Genomic DNA, 15967 nt, shown 5'->3' on the forward strand with positions numbered 1-15967 from the left:
TCGGGGCTGGGACTTGTGCTGCACCCCACCCGGGATGTCACCGAGGTGGTCGGGATCATCGAACGCTGGGCCACTCGCCATCGCAAGACGCTGATGGTGCGCGAGGAGGACCAGCACCGGGTACCGTCCTGCGTCGAACCGGTGCCTGCCGACGAGGTCGCCATCCGCGCCAACGCGCTGATCAGCATCGGCGGCGACGGCACCATGCTGGGCGCGCTGCGTTCCGCCATCCGCGACCCGAAGCCGGTGCTCGGCGTACACCTGGGTCATCTGGGTTTTCTCGTCGAGATCGAGCCGCCGGAGCTGCCCGACGCGCTGAGTCGGCTGCTGTCGAAGGACTTCACCGTCGAGTCGCACGCCTGCCTGGCGTGCGACGTGTGCGGTGACGACGTCGTGGCGTTCAACGACATCGCGTTGGTCCGCCAGCCCGGCTCCGGCTTCGTCAGCGTCACCCTCGGCATCGACGGCCAGCAGTACGGCTACTACCGCAGCGACGCTGTGGTGGTCTGCACCCCGATCGGCTCGACGGCGTACAGCTACGCGGCCGGCGGCCCACTGATCTCTCCCGCCGCGGACTCGGTGGTGATCACACCGTCGGCGCCGATGGCCGGCATCTCCCGGTCGGTGGTGCTCTCGCCGGACGAGAAGATCCGGTTGGAGCTCCGGCCCGACTCGTCGCCGGTCGTGGTGGAGATGGACGGGCTGGTGTTCCGCGACGCGGCCACGGAGGGGGCCGTGGACATCACGTACCGCCGCAACGCCGGCCTGGTGGTCCGCTTCGACCCGCTGCGCTACCAGGAACGCAACCAGTTGAAGATGACGCTGCTCGACCTGCCGTTCCTGCCGGAGCAACTCCGCGAGCTACTCCCCGAGGAACTCCGACGAAGAGCCCAACAAGAAATCCCCCCACCCTGCTGACTCAGCCGGTCAGGGCCTGGTCGACCAGGTTCTTGGCCTCCTCCTGGATCTGCTTGAGGTGGTCGGGGCCCTGGAAGGACTCGGCGTAGATCTTGTAGACGTCCTCCGTGCCGGAGGGCCTCGCCGCGAACCAGCCGGACTTCGTGCTCACCTTCAGGCCGCCGATCGGGGCGTTGTTGCCGGGCGCGGTGGTCAACGTCGCGGTGATCGGCTCGCCGGCGAGTTCGGTCGCCGTCACCTGCTCCGGGGAGAGCTTGGCGAGCACGGCCTTCTGCTCCCGGGTGGCCGGTGCGTCGATCCGGGCGTACGCGGGCGCGCCGAACTTCTCGGCCAACTTGGCCCAGTGCTCGCTCGGGCTGCGCCCGGTGGTGGCCAGGATCTCGGCGGCGAGCAGGCAGAGCAGCAGGCCGTCCTTGTCGGTGGTCCAGGTGGAGCCGTCCCGGCGCAGGAACGACGCCCCCGCGCTCTCCTCACCGCCGAAGCCGACCGCGCCGTCCAGCAGGCCGGGCACGAACCACTTGAAGCCGACCGGCACCTCCAGCAGCGGCCGACCCAGGTCGGCGGCGACCCGGTCGATCATCGACGAGGAGACGAGCGTCTTGCCCACCGCGGCGTCCGGACCCCATTGGGTACGCGTCCGGAACAGGTGCCCGATCGCCACCGCCAGGTAGTGGTTGGGGTTCATCAGGCCGGCGTCGGGGGTGACGATGCCGTGCCGGTCGGCATCCGCGTCGTTGCCGGTGGAGATCTGGTAGTCGGCGCGGGCGGCGATCAGCGACGCCATCGCGTTGGGCGAGGAGCAGTCCATCCGGATCTTGCCGTCGCCGTCCAGGGTCATGAACCGCCAGGTCGGGTCGACGTTCGGGTTGACCACGGTCAGGTCCAGTCGGTGCCGTTCGGCGATCTCCCCCCAGTACGCCACGCTCGCCCCGCCCAGCGGGTCCGCGCCGATCCGGATCCCGGCGTCGCGGATCGCGTCGATGTCGATCGCCGCGGGCAGGTCGTCGACGTAGTGCGCGAGGAAGTCGTACTCCCCGGTGGTGTCCGCGGCCCGGGCCCGCGCGTAGCTGATCCGGCGGACCTCCTTGAGCCCGGCGGCGAGGATCGCGTTGGCGCGGTCCTGGATCCACCGGGTCACGTCGGTGTCGGCCGGCCCGCCGTTGGTGGGGTTGTACTTGAAGCCGCCGTCGTCCGGCGGGTTGTGCGACGGGGTGATGACGATGCCGTCGGCGAGCCCGCTGGTCCGCCCCCGGTTGTGGGTGAGGATCGCGTGCGACAGCGCCGGCGTCGGGGTGTAGCCGTCGCGGCTGTCGACGAGCACGGTGACCCCGTTGGCGGCGAGCACCTCCAGGGCGTCCACGGCGGCCGGGGCGGACAGCGCGTGGGTGTCCCGGGCGAGGAACAGCGGCCCGTCCAGGCCCTGCTCGCGTCGGTAGTCGCAGAGCGCCTGGGTGACCGCCAGGATGTGGTCGGAGTTGAACGCGTTGCGCAGGCTGGAGCCGCGGTGGCCGGAGGTGCCGAAGGAGACCTGCTGCGCCGGGTCCGCTGGGTCCGGATGCTCGGCGTAGTAGGCGGTCACCAGGCGCGGCACGTCGACCAGGTCGGCGGGCTCGGCGAGCTGGCCGGCACGGGGGTGGGTCACTGCGGGAACCTCCTCGGGGAGTGCGGCTCGGTCACGGTACGACCTTCTGGCCCTTGCCGATCACCACGATGCCATTGTCGGAGACGGTGTAGCGCTGCCGGTCCTTTTCCAGGTCGACGCCGATCTCGGCGCCCTCCGGGACGAACACGTTCTTGTCCAGGATGGCCCGCCGGACGACCGCGTGCCGGCCGATCTCCACACCCTCCATCAGCACGGAACCCTCGACGTGCGCCCAGGAGTGCACCCGCACCTTGGGCGAGACGATCGAGTTCTCCACCAGTGAGCCGGAGATCACCACGCCCGGGGAGACCATCGAACCGACCGCCCGGCCGACCCGCTCACCCCACTGGTGGACGAACTTCGCCGGTGGCCACGGCGGCTGCTCGGTGTAGATCGGCCATTCGAAGTTGTACATGTTGAACACGGGGTGCACGTTGATCAGATCCATGTGCGCGTCGTAGAACGAGTCGAGCGTCCCCACGTCGCGCCAGTAGCCGCGGTCGCGGTCGTTGCTGCCCGGCACCTCGTTGTCGCGGAAGTCGTAGACGTTCGCCTCGCCCCGCTCGACGAGCATCGGGATGATGCTGCCGCCCATGTCGTGCTTGCTGGTCTTGTCTTCCGCGTCACGCTCGACCGCCTCGCAGAGAGCGCGGGTGGTGAACACGTAGTTGCCCATCGAGGCGTAGATCTCGTCGGGGGCGTCCGGCAGACCGACCGCGTCGGTGGGCTTCTCGCGGAACGCCCGGATCCGCTTGCCGTCCTCGCCGACCTCGATGACACCGAACTGGTCGGCCATCGACAGCGGCTGGCGGATGCCGGCGACGGTGACCGCGGCGCCGGAGGCGATGTGGTCCTCCACCATCTGCCGCGGGTCCATCCGGTAGATGTGGTCGGCGCCGAAGACGATCACGTAGTCGGGCTGCTCGTCGTGGATCAGGTTGAAGCTCTGGTAGATGGCGTCGGCCGAGCCCGCGAACCACCACGGGCCACGACGCTGCTGCGCGGGCACCGGGGTGACGTAGTTGCCGAGCAGCGTGGACATCCGCCAGGTCTTGGTGATGTGTCGGTCGAGGGAGTGGGACTTGTACTGGGTCAGCACGACGATCTTGAGATAGCCGGCGTTGGCCAGGTTGGAGAGGACGAAGTCGACCATGCGGTACATCCCGCCGAACGGGACGGCCGGCTTGGCCCGGTCCGTGGTGAGTGGCATCAGGCGCTTGCCCTCCCCACCCGCCAGGACGATCGCGAGCACCTTGGCAGCCATGCCCCGACGCTATCCACCCGCGTCGGACTTCACCACTCGTACGGGGACTCTTCTGCATTAGGGTGCGGGGTCATGACGGAACCCACCCCGCTGCGCGTCGATCTGCTCACCCGCGAGTACCCGCCGGAGGTCTACGGCGGCGCCGGGGTGCACGTCGAGTACCTCGCCCGGGAGTTGCGCCGCCGCGCCGACGTACGGGTGCACTGCTTCGGCCAGCCGCGCACCGAGCCGGGCGTCACCGCGTACCCCGAACCGCCCGGCCTGACCGGCGCGAACGCCGCGCTGCGCACGATGGGCGTGGACCTGGAGATGGCCGCCGGCGCGGCCGGCGCCGACGTGGTGCACAGCCACACCTGGTACGCCAACCTGGCCGGTCACACCGCGAAGCTGCTGCACGGGGTGCCGCACGTGGTGACCGCGCACAGCCTGGAGCCGCTGCGGCCGTGGAAGGCCGAGCAGCTCGGCGGCGGCTACGCGCTCTCGTCCTGGATCGAGCGCACCGCGATGGAGGCCGCCGACGCGGTGATCGCGGTCAGTGGCGGGATGCGCACCGACGTGCTCACCGCCTACCCGCAGATCGACCCGGACCGGGTCCGGGTGGTCTACAACGGCATCGACACCATCCAGTACGCCCCGGACTCCGGCACCGACGTGCTGGACCGGCTCGGCGTCGACCCGTCCCGACCCAGCGTGGTCTACGTGGGAAGGATCACTCGGCAGAAGGGGCTGCCCTACCTGTTGCGGGCCGCGCGGGAGCTGCCGGCCGACACCCAGCTCGTGCTCCTCGCCGGAGCGCCGGACACTCCGGAGATCGCCGCCGAGGTGGCGGAGCTGGTGGCCGAGTTGCGGGCCAAGCGCTCCGGCGTGGTCTGGGTCGCCGAGATGCTGCCCAAACCCGAGGTGATCCAGGTGCTCACCCACGCCACCGTCTTCGTCTGCCCCTCGGTGTACGAGCCGATGGGCATCGTCAACCTGGAGGCGATGGCCTGCGAGACGGCGGTGGTGGCGACGGCGACCGGCGGCATTCCCGAGGTCGTGGCCGACGGTGAGACGGGCCTGCTGGTCCCCATCGAGCAGGCCACCGACGGCTCCGGGACCCCGTTGCGGCCGGAGGCGTTCGTCGCCGACCTGGCGGCGGCGATCAACACGCTGCTCGCCGATCCGGCGCGTACCGAGCGGTTCGGCCTGGCCGGTCGCCAGCGCGCGGTGGAGCACTTCTCCTGGGACGCCATCGCCGGTCAGACCCTCGACGTGTACCGCTCCGTCGGCGCAGGTCTGGGCGCGGGCGGCGGCGCGGGCGCGGGTCTCGGCGCGGGCTGAGGGCGGCGAGCGACATGCGGTACGACGAACTCGAAGCGGCGATCCTTCGGTTGGTCGTCGGGGCGGACGAGGACGACCTGCGCGTCTTCGGCCTGGAGACGGTCACCCGGCTGGTCCGCCAGGAGCTGCTCGACACCGCCGCCGACGACGAGCTGACCGAGGACGCGTGGGCGGCGCTGACCAGTGCCCGCGAGAACGTCCGGACGGCCGACGCGACGGAGCTGCGCGCCCAACTGGTGCGGATCGACGAGGGCATCCTCGCCGACGGCGACCTGGATCAGGGGGTCGTGACTGTCATCACCGCCCTCGAACACTGGACCACCTACCTGGAGGAGAACCAGCGCTGGGAGCTCTACGAACTCGCCATCCGCTCGGTCGTGGAGATCGACTTCCAGGTCTCGGCCGACCTCGACGACGTCCTCGCCACACCGGAGATGGCCGCCGAGTACGCGCGCATCGAACGCCTGCTCACCGCCGGCCTCAGACCGCCGTCCCCGGAGGAGACTTGAGCAACGACGTCGCCTCGGCGGAAAACCCACCACGCCCGTCCCGGAGCGCGCTGGCCGCGATGCGGACGAGGTCGATGTTGACGCCGGCAGCACCGCTGGGATCATGCACGGTCAGCTTCACGTCGAGGCTCACCGCCGTCTCGCCCCAACCCTGCGCCTCGATGTTGAGGTGAGCCACCTTCTGCGAGCGCAGGTGCGGCAGGTAACCGAGCGGAGCCACCTCGACCGTGCCGGCGGCCCGTTGTTCCGTGACGCTTCGGCCGGCGGCGGGTCGGACGGTGGCAGGTTGGCCTGCGGCGGCATGGGCAGTGGCAGGTTGGCCTGCGGCGGCATGGGCAGCAGCAGGGTGGCCGGCGGCGGCTTGACCGGCAGGGTGGCCTTCCGACAGGGCGTTGAGCTTTGACTGCTTCTTCGTGTTGGGGTTGTCGACCAGGTTGCGGAAGTCCTCGGTGCCGCCCAGGTTGACCTGGTAGGAGCTGACCAGGGTGAGGCCCCGCTCCTGAAGGAGCCGCAGCAGCGCGTTGTGCAGCACCGAGGTGCCGAACTGGCTGGCCAGGTCGTCGCCGAGCAGCGGCAGACCGGCCGCCGCGAACCTGTCCAGCAGGTGCGGGTCGCGGGCGACCGGGTCGGACGTGGTGTTGACGAAGGCGACGCCCGCGGTGTGCGCCGCCTCGGCGTACGCCCGGGCGGTCTCCGGCCGGCCGCTCGGCGCCGAGTAGAGCAGCACCTCCGCCCCGGCCAGCACCGCCGCTACCCGTTCCACCTCCGTCGCGTCGACAAGGCCCTTCGTGACGGGCACACCCGCTCGGGGTAGGTCGCAGTTCAGCCGGGGAAAATTGTTGGGCGGCAGGAAGATCGCCTCGGTCAGGTCCCGACCGATCTTCTCCGCGGAGGTGGCGAAGGCCGCCACCACGTCGATGTCGCCCACCCCGAGCCCGTCGATCGTCGGCCGACGGATCCCGACCAGACTGCCGCTCTGGCGGTAGAGAGCAAGCCCCTGCACCAACGCCGACGTGTTGTTGCCGACCCCGACGACCGCCACCTTCACCCGCTCGATCATGGCGGGAGGCTACGTCACCTCCGCGCGCGCGGAGGCCCTCGCCCGATCGTCACCGTGCTGGTCGACGCCGTGGGCAGTGGCGTGCAGGGCCCGGACGGAACGCACGGCCTGCTGGTACGGCCCATGGGAGGGCGACGCCAGGTAGCCCCTCGCGCGGAGGTTCGGTGATCCACTCCAACCGGACCTTCGACGGTGCCGGAAAGTGTCGTACACGTGTGCCAATCTCTTGGTGTGATTGAAGCGTTGGCGCAGGCCGAGGCCGCGGTGGCGGCCTGCTTCGACACGCCCGCCTGGGCTGCGGCCGAGGACGACCTCGTGGCGGCGTTGGACGACACACACCGCATCGAGCAACGCCTGGCCGCGGTGAAGTTGAGCCTCGTGCGTGAGTTGGACGGTCGCGGCACCGCGACCGCGCAGGGCGCGTCCTCCACGGCGGTGTGGCTACGCGACCGGTTACGCCTCGGCGTCGGCGCCGCCCGCCGCCTGGTCGAGCTGGCCGCGACACTCGACACCGCGCCGGACGGCGTGCGGGACGCGTTGGCCGGCGGGGCGGTCGACGTGGAGCAGGTCCGGGTCATCGCCACCACGGTCGAGACAGTCCACACCAACGCCGGCGCGGAGGCTGCCGACAAGGCCGTCGGCGTCCTCGTCGAGTGGGCGGCGCAGTTCGACGCCACCCTGCTACGCAAACTCGGCACCCGCATCCTCGACCACGTCGCCCCCGAGGTCGCCGACGCCGCCGCCGAAGCCGCACTGCGGGCACAGGAGTCACGGGCCGCCCGGGACCGGCACGTCACCATCAGCGAGCAGCCCGACGGCCGGCTACGCCTCACCGGCATCCTCGACACCGAGGCCGCCGCCACCCTGCGGGCCGCCATCGACCCACTGACCGCTCCCAGCGGCCCCGACGACACCCGCACCCCAGGCCAACGCCGCCACGACGCCCTCGGCGACGTGTGCCGGCTGGCCCTGCGCACCGGCGAGCTACCCGACAACGGCGGAGACGTCGCCCAGATCGTCGTCACCACCAGCTACGACGGGTTGACCCAGCAGTTGGGCACCGGCGCTCTCGACATCGGCGCACACCTCACCCCCGAGGCCGTGCGTCGGCTCGCCTGCGACGCGGCGGTCCTGCCGGCCGTCCTCGGTGGTTCCGGCCAACCCCTCGACGTCGGCCGACAACGCCGCCTCGTCACCGGGCCGCTACGACGGGCCCTGGTGCTCCGAGACCGGGGCTGCGCGTTCCCCGGCTGCGACCGCCCGCCCCGCTGGTGCGATGGTCACCACATCCGGCACTGGGCCGACGGCGGCGACACCAGCCTGGCCAACGCGGTGCTGCTCTGCGGCCACCACCACCGGCACCTCCACCACAGCGACTGGGTCGTCCAGCTCGGTGGCGACGGCCATCCGGAATTCATCCCACCGGCGTGGCTCGACCCCGACCAGATCCCCCGCCGCAACCACTACCACCGGCGTAACTAGGGCGCGTGTCAAGCCCCTGGCCGGCCTGTGGCGGGCCCGCCCGGACGGCGACCGGCCGCGTTGGAGATTGGTCCGGGTACAACACCGGGATCCGGGCCACTCTCCGCCTCGGAGGGCCGCCCGACGGCCGCGTCCCAAACTCTGGACAGGACACCGACAGCCGGCCGGGTGTCAGCCAGTGCGGTCGGCGCGGAGGCGGTCCCGGCAGAAGTCCCGGAAGGATCGTGGCGTACGACCTGTCACGTCTGCGACGGTCGACGTCGTCCGGTCCTCCGCGCCTGCCGCGATCGCCGTGTCCAGGCTCGCGAGGAAGCGGGCGAAGTCCGGCGGTATGCCGTTCGCGCTGTGGCGTTCGGCCAGTTCCGCCGCGTCGATCGCGCGGTGCCGGACCGGCCGGCCACCGACCTCGGTGAGGACGGCGGCGACAGCGTCGTAGCTCAGTGCCTCTGGTCCGGTGATGATGTGGTCGGTGTTGTGCGGCGTCGGGTCGGTGAGAGCCCGCACCGCCACCTCGGCGATGTCGGCAGGATCGACGAAGCCGACCCGGGCGGTGCCGGTGGCGCTGACGATCTCGCCATGGTCGCGGGCGCTCACGGCGTACGGCCGCTCACCCACGAAGTTCTCCATGAACCAGGACGGCCGCAGTACCGCCCATTCCGCGAACAGCTCACCGAGGCGTGCGTGCACCAGGCCCAGTCCGTGCTCGGCGGGCGGGACGGCCGAGGAGCTGAGCAGAACCACCCGGCGGACACCGGCGTCGCGTGCCCGATCGAGGAAGGGCAGCATGATCGGTGCCGGGTCGACCTCGCCGACCGGGGGAATGGCGTAGATCGCGCGCACGCCACCCAGAGCGTCCGGGTGGGTGGTCGGGTCGCGCCAGTCGAAGCGGACCCCTCCGGTGGCGGGGCGTCGGCTGGCGATCCGGGTGGGATGACCACGCTCGGCAAGCGTGGCGGCGACGATACGGCCGGTGGTCCCGGTGCCACCGATGACCAGGATCATGAGCGCACCAGGCCGCCACCGAGCAGCTCCTGTGCGGCGATCGGATCCCAGTAGTCGCGATAGTGCACGAGCCGCCCGTCCCGGATGGTCAGGACGGCGATGTAGCGCACATCGTACGGTCGACCCGTCGCGACGACGAAGCCGGCGGCGACGAACTCGACGACGATGACCTCGGGGTCCCTGGTCTCGTGCACGGTTCGATCGCGGATCTCGCGGACGTCGAGCAGGGCGGGGTAATTGATCAGGTACTCGTGCAGCTCGGCGCGTCCGGCCACCCGGCGCGGTTGGCCGGGCGGTGCGAACGGGAGCTCCAGCACCGCATCCTCGGCAAACAGCGCGATGAATCCGGCCATGTCCTTGGCGAGCAGCAGCTCCATGCCGCGATGGAACACGGCGGTGGGGTGGTCCGACATGATCGTCCTTTCGTCGTCCGGGACGGTCGCGATAAGATTCGGACCGCCGGTCCGCTTAAACTATACGGACCGCTAGTCCGTTTGGCGAGAGGGGGCCCGGTGCGGGCCGATGCGCTACGCAACAGGGAGTCGGTGCTAGCCGCCGCCGGGCGTCTCTTCGACGCCGCAGCCGACCCCGATCAGGTGTCGATGGACGACATCGCCACCGCAGCCGGCGTCGGCAAGGGCACCCTGTTCCGGCGCTTCGGCGACCGCATCGGGCTCATCCGCGCCCTCTACGAGCAACGGGGACTGCGGTTGCAGGCTGCGCTCCCGGTGTCACCCAAGCTCGCGGTGCCACCCACCCGGCCGGCGGCGGAGCAGGCCGTCGAACTGCTGCGGGCCATGCTGCGCTTCAAGCTCGACAACCGGGTGCTCACGCTGGCGCTGGAGAGCGCCGGGAGCGGCAGCCCGTACCGCAATGAGGCGTACGACCACTGGCACGCCCTGCTGGCCGGCCTCGTCGCGGAGGCACGCGGCCCGCAGACGGCGGACTACCTCGCCCACGCCCTGCTCGCCGCCGTCCGCAGCGACCTGGTAGAGCACCTGCGCGACTGGCCCGAAGCCCGGTGGCACGAGGGACTGACCGCACTTGTCGGCTCCGTCCTCGGGGACGACGGCCACCGCGCTGACTGATTCCCCCGGACCGGCACGCCACCATCCGCGCCGGCCAGGTGACGCCCGTCAGGCGACGCCGAGGGTGGTGGCGAGTTGGACGATGCCGGCGGGCGCGTCGGCGGACCGCCACACCACGGCGACCAGCTTTCGTACCGCCGGGCGGTCGTGCACCTCGCTGTGGGCGGTGCGTTCCGCGTCGAGCAGCGTCCGGCCAGCCCGAAGCATGTCGCCGGTCAGGGCGTATGCGCGGGCCACATCGAGGAGGTACGCGGCCCGGTGCTCGGGCGGCAGCCACCGCCACTCCTCGCCGGCCACCAGCCGCTCGTGCCGAGCTGTGGCCGTGGTGACGTCGCCCAGGGCCGCCTCGGCCACCACCCGCCCGGCCTCGACCACCGCCCGGCCAAACCCCGCACCGCCAAAACCCGCACCGCCCAAGCCAGCGCGTCAGTCGCGCCGGGGCGGGCGGCCTGCGCTTCACGGGCGGCCTGCGCTTCGCGCGCGGCGTCGAGCAGGCCGGGCAGCAGTGCCAGCAACGCCGGATACCGGGCGTGCCGATAACTCTGCTCGGCATGGTCCAGCCGGGCACACAACTCCTCAACCAACGGCGGTCGCTCCGTGCCCGGCAGGTGGTAGCGCGCCAGCGCCGTCCGGATCCCGTCCACCCCGGCGGCCACCGGAGTTGGCCGCACGGGCCGGGTGGCCAGCAGGACCTCCACGTCGATGCGCAGCGTCTCGGCGACCTCCCGGAGGTTGGACACCCGCTCCAACCGGCGTACCCCACGCTCGACCTTGTCCACCCAACTCTTCGACTTGCCGAGCCGGTCGGCGAACTGCTGCTGCGTCATGTTGCGCCGTACCCGCCACTGCGCGACCCGGCGACCCACCGGCAGCTCGTTCACCGCCGGCCCGTCGCGCTCACCGCAGCACCCCCACCACAAACAGCACGAGTACGACCACCGCGATCGCGATTCCGTAGGAGTACTGCCGCCGGGTGAGCGGCGCCCGCGTCGGCCGGGGCGGACCGGGCACCCGATCCCCGTCCGGCTGCGGAGGCCGCGCCCCAACAATCGGGTACGCGGGCGGCAGCGGCCCGTCCGACCCCGTTCGCCCCTCGCCAGCCTAGATCCACTCGGGTTTCAGGAAACCGCCGCATCCGGGTCGCGTCGATACCGCGGTTTCAAGGAACGCGTGTGGATCTTCGCGCGTGACCTCGGGGAGGGACGGACCGGCGGGCTTGGCCGCGCACGAACGGATCTCGGGCAGTAGGTTGGCGGGGTGACTGGACGGTTCCCGATCGAAGACGTCTCCCCCGTCGTCTCGTGCGGGCGGTACCCGGCCAAGGCGGTGGTCGACGAGCCGGTCCCGGTGTCGGCCCGCGCCTACCGGGAGGGGCACGACGCGCTGGGCTGCAACGTGGTGTGGGCTGGCCCGGCCGGCGCGAGCCGGCCGTTCACCCGGATGCGCCCCGGCGAGCCCGGCCAGGACCGCTGGCACGCCACCATCACACCGGACGCAGTGGGCGAGTGGACCTTCGCCGTCGAGGCGTTCCAGGACCCGTACCTGACCTGGCAGAACGCGGTGACCAAGAAGATCGCCGCTGGGCAGGGGCCGGAGGATCTGGCCAACGACCTGGCCGAGGGCGCCCGGGTGCTGACCGCCGCCCGCGGCCTCGTGCCGACCGTCGACCGGCCCCGGGTCGCCGACGCGCTCACCGCCCTCGTCGAGACCGACCTGCCGCTGCCGCAGCGGGTCGGCCCGGCGCTGGCCCTGGCCGACCTGCTCTGGGAGCACCCGGTGCGCGAGTTGGTCACCACAGGTGACACGTACTCGATCTGGGTGGACCGCAAGCGGGCCCTCTACTCGGCCTGGTACGAGTTCTTCCCCCGCTCGGAGGGGGCGACGCAGGACCGGTCCGGCACCTTCGCAACCGCCACCGAGCGGCTGCCGGGTGTCGCCGCGATGGGCTTCGACGTGCTCTACCTGCCGCCGATCCACCCGATCGGCCGGGTCAACCGCAAGGGCCGCAACAACGCGCTCACCGCCGGGCCGACCGACGTGGGCTCGCCGTGGGCCATCGGCGCCGCCGAGGGCGGCCACGACACGATCCACCCCGATCTGGGTACGCCGGCAGACTTCCGCGCCTTCGTCCAGGCGGCGGCGGCGCAGGGCCTGGAGGTGGCGATGGACCTGGCGTTGCAGTGCGCACCGGACCACCCGTGGGTCACCGAGCACCCGGAGTGGTTCACCACCCGGGCCGACGGCAGCATCGCGTACGCGGAGAACCCGCCGAAGAAGTACCAGGACATCTACCCGGTCAACTTCGACAACGACCCGGAGGGCATCCGGGCCGAGGTGCTGCGGGTGGTGCTGCACTGGGTGGGCGAGGGCATCCGGATCTTCCGGGTCGACAACCCGCACACCAAGCCGTTCGACTTCTGGCACTGGCTGATCGCCGAGGTGAAGTCCGTCGACCCGGACGTGCTGTTCCTGGCCGAGGCGTTCACCCGGCCGGCCATCATGCACGGGCTCGGCAAGATCGGCTTCACCCAGTCGTACACCTATTTCACCTGGCGCACGACTGCCGCGCAGATGCGGGAGTACTGCGAGGAGCTGGTCGCGTCGGCCGACCACATGCGGCCGAACTTCTGGCCGAACACACCGGACATCCTGCACGAGTCGTTGCAGCACGGCGGCCCGCCGATGTTCAAGATCCGGGCGGTGCTGGCCGCGCTGCTCTCCCCCTCCTGGGGCCTGTACGCGGGCTACGAGCTGTTCGAGCACGTGGCCCGGCCGGGCGCGGAGGAATACCTGGACAACGAGAAGTACGAGCTGCGCCCCCGCGACTGGGCCGGCGCCGAGGCCCAGGGCCGCTCGCTGGCGCCGTTCCTGGCCACCCTCAACCGGGTACGCCGCGACAACCCGGCCCTGCACCAGCTTCGCAACCTGGTCTTCCACGAGATCGACAACCCGGCGCTGCTGTGCTGGTCGAAGCACGACCCGGAGACCGGCAACACGGTCATCGTGATCTGCTCGTTCGACCCGCGTGAGGTGCAGTGGGGCAACACCACCCTCGACATGCCGGCGCTCGGCTTCGACTGGCACGAGCGGTTCACCGTGCACGACGAGCTGACCGGCACCAGCTACGACTGGGGTCAGCGCAACGCGGTGCGGCTCGACCCGTACCTGCAACCGGCGCACGTGCTGACCGTGCGTCGGCCGGCCCCGCCGACCGAGCCGCAGCCGGCGGGCGCCGAGCCGGCGGACCTCACCGTCGCCGAGGTGCCGGACGACCTCTCCGGCGGCACCGCGCCGACGACCCCGGTCCTGACGGCCAGCGCCAACCCGACAGCCAGCGCCACACCGACAGCCAGCGCCACACCGACAGCCGGTTCCGCGCCGGCCGCCAGCACCGCACCGACAGCCAGCACCGAGCCGGCGGCGGCCCCGCGCCCGGCGGCGACCCGCCCGTCCGACCCCCGCTCCGTGGCGGCCCGCGGATCCGCTGCCCGCTCGGCGGCGGCCCGTTCGGCAGCGCCCCGCCCGTCCGCCTCCGCACCGACCGACGCCGCCCCGAAGGACGACAGATGGACCAGCTGATCACCGGCGCGACGCACGACCCGCACGCGCTGCTCGGCGCGCACCCCGCCGACTCCTCGACGACGATCCGCACGATGCGCCGGGGCGCCGGGGACGTGGTGCTGCTCGTCGGCGACGAGCGGCACCCGATGAAGCGGGTGCACGACGTGGGCGTCTTCGAGGCCCAGGTCGACGGCACCGTGCTCGACTACCGGGTGGAGGTCGACGGCACCGCGTACGACGACCCGTACCGCTATCCGCCGACCCTCGGTGAGCTGGACCTGCACCTGATCCGGGAGGGCCGGCACGAGCGGCTGTGGGACGCGCTGGGCGCGCGGGTCTTCGACGAGGGTGTGGCGTTCAGCGTGTGGGCGCCCAACGCCCGTGGGGTGCGGGTGGTCGGCGACTTCACCGGCTGGGCCCCCGACGACGGCTGGCCGATGCGGTCACTCGGCTCCAGTGGCGTGTGGGAGCTGTTCGTCCCCAACGCCCGGGTCGGTGCCCGCTACAAGTACCGGGTGCTGGGTGCCGACGGGCAGTGGCGGGACAAGGCCGACCCCCTGGCCGCGTACGCCGAGGTGCCGCCGGCCACCGCCTCGGTGGTGCACCACTCGACGTACCTGTGGAACGACGCGGACTGGCTGGCCCGACGGGCCGAGCGGCAGCCGCACCAGGAGCCGATGAGCGTCTACGAGGTGCACCTCGGCTCGTGGCGGCCCGGGTTGGGCTACCGCGAGTTGGCCGATCAGCTCACCGCGTACGTGACCGAGCTGGGCTTCACGCACGTGGAGTTCCTGCCGGTGATGGAGCACCCGTTCGGTGGTTCGTGGGGCTACCAGGTCACCGGCTACTACGCGCCGACGTCCCGGTTCGGTGACCCGGACGACTTCCGGTACCTGGTGGACCGGCTGCACGCCGCCGGCGTCGGCGTGCTCCTGGACTGGGTGCCCGCGCACTTCCCGAAGGACGAGTGGGCCCTCGCGCGCTTCGACGGCACCCCGCTCTACGAGCACCCCGACCCGCGCCGCGGCGAGCACCCCGACTGGGGCACGTACGTGTTCGACTTCGGTCGCAACGAGGTGCGCAACTTCCTGGTCGCCAACGCGCTCTACTGGTGCGACCAGTTCCACGTCGACGGGCTGCGGGTGGACGCCGTCGCCTCGATGCTCTACCTGGACTACTCCCGGGAGCACGGGCAGTGGGCCCCGAACCAGTACGGCGGTCGGGAGAACCTGGAGGCCATCGCGCTCATGCAGGAGGTGAACGCGACGGTCTACAAACACCACGCCGGGGTCGTCATGATCGCCGAGGAGTCCACCGCCTGGCCCGGCGTCACCCGGTCGACGGCCGAGGGCGGGCTGGGCTTCGGGTTCAAGTGGAACATGGGCTGGATGCACGACACCCTGCTCTACACCTCGAAGGACCCGATCTACCGCCAGCACCACCACCACCAGCTCACCTTCTCCCTGGCGTACGCCTGGAGCGAGAACTACGTGCTGCCGATCAGCCACGACGAGGTGGTGCACGGCAAGGGCTCACTGGCCGGCAAGATGCCCGGCGACACCTGGCAGCGGCTGGCGAACGTGCGCGCGCTGCTGGCGTACATGTGGGCGCACCCGGGCAAGCAACTGCTCTTCATGGGCTCCGAGCTGGCCGACGACCGGGAGTGGAGCGAGGAACGCGGCCTCGACTGGTACCTGCTGCACGACCCGGCCCGCGCCGGCGTGCACCGCCTCGTCGCCGACCTCAACCGGGTCTACCGGGACACCCCGGCGCTGTGGGCACAGGACACCGACCCGGCCGGGTTCCGCTGGATCGCCGGCGACGACGTCGCCAACAACACCGTGTCGTTCGTCCGGATCGCCCCGGACGGCTCGACGCTGGTGTGCGTGGCGAACTTCTCCGCCCAGCCACTGCACGACTACCGGATCGGCCTGCCGGCCGGCGGCACGTGGACGGAGGTGCTCAACACCGACGCCCACCACTACGGCGGCTCCGGGGTGGGCAACCTGGGCCAGGTACGCGCCGAGGACGTGCCGTGGCACGGCATGGTCGCCTCGGCCGCCCTGCAGGTGCCGCCATTGGGTGCCGTCTGGCTCCGCCAGGGCTGACCGCCCGAGGGCT

Annotated in this window: 13 protein-coding genes and 1 pseudogene; 7 read left to right on the top strand and 7 right to left on the bottom strand. The window is 71.5% G+C overall.

What is annotated here, in order from left to right; genetic code table 11:
* Positions 1-6 precede the first annotated feature (6 nt).
* A complete protein-coding gene (locus tag ACGFIQ_RS32385) occupies positions 7-918 on the top strand; it encodes an NAD(+)/NADH kinase (protein ID WP_393249574.1) in 912 nt (303 codons plus the stop codon).
* 1 nt (position 919) lies between these two features.
* Here ACGFIQ_RS32385 and pgm read toward each other — a convergent pair whose 3' ends face one another.
* Entirely contained in the window at positions 920-2560 is a 1641-nt protein-coding gene (pgm, locus tag ACGFIQ_RS32390; RefSeq protein WP_393249498.1) for a phosphoglucomutase (alpha-D-glucose-1,6-bisphosphate-dependent), read from the bottom strand.
* Between the two features lie 31 nt (positions 2561-2591).
* On the bottom strand, positions 2592-3824 hold the full coding sequence (gene glgC / locus ACGFIQ_RS32395; RefSeq protein WP_357523197.1) for a glucose-1-phosphate adenylyltransferase: 1233 nt from the start codon (positions 3822-3824) through the stop codon (positions 2592-2594).
* A gap of 72 nt (positions 3825-3896) precedes the next feature.
* Between glgC and glgA the strand changes: the two genes are divergently transcribed.
* Together glgA and ACGFIQ_RS32405 are read left to right on the top strand one after the other, a co-directional pair.
* Positions 3897-5144 (top strand): glycogen synthase, encoded by a 1248-nt coding sequence (glgA, locus tag ACGFIQ_RS32400; protein WP_393249500.1) that lies wholly within the window; start codon positions 3897-3899, stop codon positions 5142-5144.
* A gap of 14 nt (positions 5145-5158) precedes the next feature.
* Positions 5159-5653, top strand: a complete 495-nt coding sequence (locus ACGFIQ_RS32405; protein WP_393249502.1) for a hypothetical protein — start codon at positions 5159-5161, stop codon at positions 5651-5653.
* Here the strand turns inward: ACGFIQ_RS32405 and ACGFIQ_RS32410 are convergent.
* A complete protein-coding gene (locus ACGFIQ_RS32410) occupies positions 5625-6713 on the bottom strand; it encodes an inositol-3-phosphate synthase (RefSeq protein WP_393249504.1) in 1089 nt (362 codons plus the stop codon). The genes ACGFIQ_RS32405 and ACGFIQ_RS32410 overlap by 29 nt on opposite strands.
* Positions 6714-6944: 231 nt before the next feature.
* Here ACGFIQ_RS32410 and ACGFIQ_RS32415 point away from each other — a divergent pair, with 231 nt between their 5' ends.
* Entirely contained in the window at positions 6945-8195 is a 1251-nt protein-coding gene (locus tag ACGFIQ_RS32415) for a DUF222 domain-containing protein (RefSeq protein ID WP_393249506.1), read from the top strand.
* Positions 8196-8366: 171 nt separating this feature from the next.
* Here ACGFIQ_RS32415 and ACGFIQ_RS32420 read toward each other — a convergent pair whose 3' ends face one another.
* Both ACGFIQ_RS32420 and ACGFIQ_RS32425 read right to left on the bottom strand, forming a co-directional pair.
* Positions 8367-9197, bottom strand: coding sequence for an NAD-dependent epimerase/dehydratase family protein (locus tag ACGFIQ_RS32420; RefSeq protein ID WP_393249508.1), 831 nt, complete (start codon positions 9195-9197; stop codon positions 8367-8369).
* A complete protein-coding gene (locus tag ACGFIQ_RS32425) occupies positions 9194-9574 on the bottom strand; it encodes a nuclear transport factor 2 family protein (RefSeq protein WP_393249510.1) in 381 nt (126 codons plus the stop codon). Before ACGFIQ_RS32425 ends, ACGFIQ_RS32420 begins: the two co-directional genes overlap by 4 nt.
* Positions 9575-9709: 135 nt before the next feature.
* Here ACGFIQ_RS32425 and ACGFIQ_RS32430 point away from each other — a divergent pair, with 135 nt between their 5' ends.
* Entirely contained in the window at positions 9710-10285 is a 576-nt protein-coding gene (locus ACGFIQ_RS32430; protein WP_393249512.1) for a TetR/AcrR family transcriptional regulator, read from the top strand.
* 48 nt (positions 10286-10333) lie between these two features.
* On the opposite strand, the gene ACGFIQ_RS32435 is transcribed toward ACGFIQ_RS32430, so the two are convergent.
* Both ACGFIQ_RS32435 and ACGFIQ_RS32440 read right to left on the bottom strand, forming a co-directional pair.
* Positions 10334-10522 (bottom strand): hypothetical protein, encoded by a 189-nt coding sequence (locus ACGFIQ_RS32435; protein WP_393249514.1) that lies wholly within the window; start codon positions 10520-10522, stop codon positions 10334-10336.
* Positions 10501-11166, bottom strand: coding sequence for a helix-turn-helix domain-containing protein (locus tag ACGFIQ_RS32440; RefSeq protein ID WP_393249516.1), 666 nt, complete (start codon positions 11164-11166; stop codon positions 10501-10503). The genes ACGFIQ_RS32435 and ACGFIQ_RS32440 overlap by 22 nt, the downstream gene beginning before the upstream one ends.
* Before the next feature lie 376 nt (positions 11167-11542).
* Between ACGFIQ_RS32440 and ACGFIQ_RS32445 the strand changes: the two are divergent.
* Both ACGFIQ_RS32445 and glgB read left to right on the top strand, forming a co-directional pair.
* Positions 11543-13618: pseudogene (locus tag ACGFIQ_RS32445) on the top strand (maltotransferase domain-containing protein); the annotation flags it as partial.
* A 233-nt stretch (positions 13619-13851) separates the two neighbouring features.
* Positions 13852-15954 (top strand): 1,4-alpha-glucan branching protein GlgB, encoded by a 2103-nt coding sequence (glgB, locus tag ACGFIQ_RS32450; protein WP_393249518.1) that lies wholly within the window; start codon positions 13852-13854, stop codon positions 15952-15954.
* Positions 15955-15967: the final 13 nt, after the last annotated feature.

It is taken from the genome of Micromonospora sp. NPDC048898, assembly GCF_043198035.1.
Lineage (GTDB): Bacteria > Actinomycetota > Actinomycetes > Mycobacteriales > Micromonosporaceae > Micromonospora.